The 1062-nt window shown below is 36.8% G+C and carries 1 protein-coding gene; it reads right to left on the reverse strand.

The window, feature by feature from the left end; all coding sequences use genetic code 11:
* Positions 1-951, reverse strand: a 951-nt coding sequence (locus GW12_RS04640) for an IS30-like element ISAba125 family transposase (protein ID WP_264673518.1), incomplete at its 3' end; no start/stop codon positions are given.
* Between the last annotated feature and the right edge of the window lie 111 nt (positions 952-1062).

The raw sequence follows: 1062 nt of genomic DNA on the forward strand, positions 1-1062 counted from the left end.
AGTTTCAAAAGCCTTATGATAATCAACAAGCTGAGCAAACTTCTCTAATGGTGTAAGCCAATCTAACGCTTTTCTAGGACGAGTATTCAGTGACATGGCAACTTGATTTAAATAATGCTGATCTGCCTGATTTAAATCAATCCCTTTAGGTAAATATTGCCTAATTAAACCATTCATATTTTCGCATGTGCCTTTTTGCCATGGTGAATGTGGGTCACAGAAATATACATCTATGCCTAAATCTTCTTCGAGTATTTTATGTTCTGACATCTCACGTCCACGGTCATAGGTCAACGTTTTACGCAGTTCTGCAGGTAAATATTTCAGAGCTTCAGTTAAAGCCTTGCGCACTGATTCTGCCTTTGCATCAGGTAATGTTGCCAAGATACAGAGCCGTGTATTTCGTTCAATAAGTGTTGCTATCGAACTTTTATTGTCTTTACCTTTAATTAAATCGGCCTCCCAATGACCCGGTATTTTTCTTTCTTGAACTTCAGCTGGGCGCTCATGAATAGTTTTAATATCCTGTAATATAGAATCTTTTTTAGGTTCACCGTTAGCTTTTCGCTTTTTATTTTCATGACGCAGACAGGATAATAAGTCTTTTTTCAACTCACCCTTTGGTAATGCTCGTATAGTTGAGTAAATCGTTGTATGGCTTACATTCATTGTTTGATCCAAATCAGAAAATGTCTTTAAACGCTTCGATATTTGCTGAGGAGACCATAAACAACGGATCGCTTCAACAATAAATCTCCAGAGGATTGAGTCGATTTTGAGTTTTCTGTGACCACGTCTACGTCTAGCGAAGGTGTTATCAGAAGCATATCGAGCTTGATAAACGTCATTGATGCTATTTCTTTTAAGTTCACGATAGATCGTACTAGGATGTCTTTTAATAAGTTCAGCAAATTTTCTGGGTGAAAAGCCTTCTTTTCTTGACTCAAGCATTAATGCAGTACGATCTTCAAAGTTAAGATGATGGTATGACAATTTTATATACTCCATAAACCCTTTAAATTAATTAGGTGGTTTATGTCGCACTTCAAGTTTTACTCTGCC

It is taken from the genome of Acinetobacter sp. HR7, assembly GCF_000773685.1.
Classification (GTDB): domain Bacteria; phylum Pseudomonadota; class Gammaproteobacteria; order Pseudomonadales; family Moraxellaceae; genus Acinetobacter; species Acinetobacter thermotolerans.